The organism is Mobiluncus mulieris ATCC 35243 (assembly GCF_000160615.1).
Taxonomy (GTDB): Bacteria; Actinomycetota; Actinomycetes; order Actinomycetales; family Actinomycetaceae; genus Mobiluncus; species Mobiluncus mulieris.
In genome coordinates, this window is sequence record NZ_GG668518.1 from 606,071 (window position 1) to 607,962 (window position 1,892).

A 1,892-nucleotide genomic window follows, 5' to 3' on the forward strand; every position below is an offset into this window, starting at 1 on the left:
AAACGCCATGAGTCGTTGATTGCCGCCGAAACGCTGTCGCTTTCGGTCGCGGTTCATGAGGTGGCTGGCGCGGATTTGGTCGTCAAGGTCGCGAAACACGCCTAGCCTGGGTTCTGGAATCCGAGGATTCCTTGAATCTGTGGCCGCGTAAAATTTCAGCAACGTGGTTTGGGTTCCAGGATTTTCCTGGAACCCAAACCACGTTGTGTCCAGTACAGAATTCAAGAACCGGATACCTAGTGTACTGTATTTATTTCATCCTTTACTGTGAAGTTGAAGTGCCATACGGGTAAGTGATTCGGTTTTCACCTCCCACGCAGAATGTTCTTTGTCTGCGTAATACTTATCGCAGTTAAAACCTTCGCAAATCTTAAGATAGGGTAAGCCTGAATTATCCACCGACGAACCATGGTGACTGGTAGCCTCGCATGAAATCAATACTGTAAGACCAAGGAAGAGCGTGATTATATTTAATATTTTTTTAGCTTCAAGTGAATACTTCCCTGTTCATAGTAATTGTTAGTGGAGACGTTGATTTTGAAAGATTTAGAGACTGGAAAAGAATTCTTAGAATTCTACCCGCGATAAAAGAGGACCACTCACTTGCGTTAATAGATAATTCTACTGTCTGAATGTCCATACCATATTGGCTATGGGGAAGCGCTCGACTGACAGCAACAATTGAACAGTTCTTTTCGTATCTATCTATCAGTGAGCAGAATATATTAACTAGCAAGTCCACATTATTATAAGCTGCTATATCTATTACTATTTTTATCTTTTCAGTAAGCGTCGGGTTTTCGCTAGTAAAATGGAAGTATGATTCCCCTCTCATGTCTGGGAGTACAACTGAAGGAATCGTACCAACAAGGCTGTGTAATAAGCTTCTATTTTTTGCACTAGTTTTTTTGCCATATAAAACACGTGTTCGTCTTTGTGGAATATTGAAGTAATCAAGCCTAACATAGAATCCATCAGCCTTTACGGCTGCAACTTGTTCCACACAGCGAGTCATTGTTTCGAATAACAAAGCAAAGGGCGGTTTTTGGTTATCAGGTAAAGTGACGTACGCCCACGCTAATAGGTTCTGTATATCATCTGACCAATCTTCTTCCGGATGATAGTACCAGGGCGCGCAAGAGTTACCTTCAAAGTCAAACCACTCCTCAGATAAACCCAGAAACAATGCAACGAAGTCCTGCCTCTCAGACTCGGAGAGGCAGGACTTGCGCGACAGAATTGCCAGCTCTAATGACGTGCCCATGGCCAACAGTGAACATCAGACTCTGCAGATTTGTGCTTCCCATGGGTTTTTTGCACACCTGGAGCGTATCCACTCCCAAAGGTGTACCACATGGTTGACTTGCTTGATTCACAACTTACCCTAGCGTTTGCACCTGGTGTCTGTCCCTTAAGCGCAGGCTTACTATCTCTCGTATCAGCTATACCAACGGCGAAAAATCTTGTACCCCGCTTTGCGTACAGCCTGGCAGTCAACCTCATGGTGGTAAATCGCGGATTCCCTACAGGCTTCCAGGTGACATGGCCTGAAGCTTCGTTTCTTCCTGGGGAACGATGAGGATTATGCGCGGTAACGAGACCCCCACTTGGAAAAAGAAAACTCCTTGTGGCTCCTGAAGATTCTGTGTCTTGTGTGGAAAACGAACCGATGAACCGCTCTGAGTACTGGTCTGAGGGGGAACTGGTATCCTCGTCTCTGTCAACCGCGACAGCAGTTTGAAAAGGTACGCTTACTACCAGCAGCGTTGCGGCAAAGGTACAAAAAAATGTCTTTTTCATGGTTTCCTTCCTATCAGACATTTTTACTACTCTATCACGTATTTTGCCTACAGCGGTTGAAAACGGCGATTTTGATGTCGTATGCAGGGTTC

1 protein-coding gene is annotated in these 1,892 nt (G+C 44.9%); it reads right to left on the reverse strand.

What is annotated here, in order from left to right:
• Positions 1–487: 487 nt before the first annotated feature.
• Positions 488–1,264 carry a hypothetical protein gene (locus tag HMPREF0577_RS02575; protein WP_004012091.1) on the reverse strand — a complete coding sequence of 259 codons (777 nt, stop codon included), beginning with the start codon at positions 1,262–1,264 and terminating at the stop codon, positions 488–490.
• Positions 1,265–1,892 lie beyond the last annotated feature (628 nt).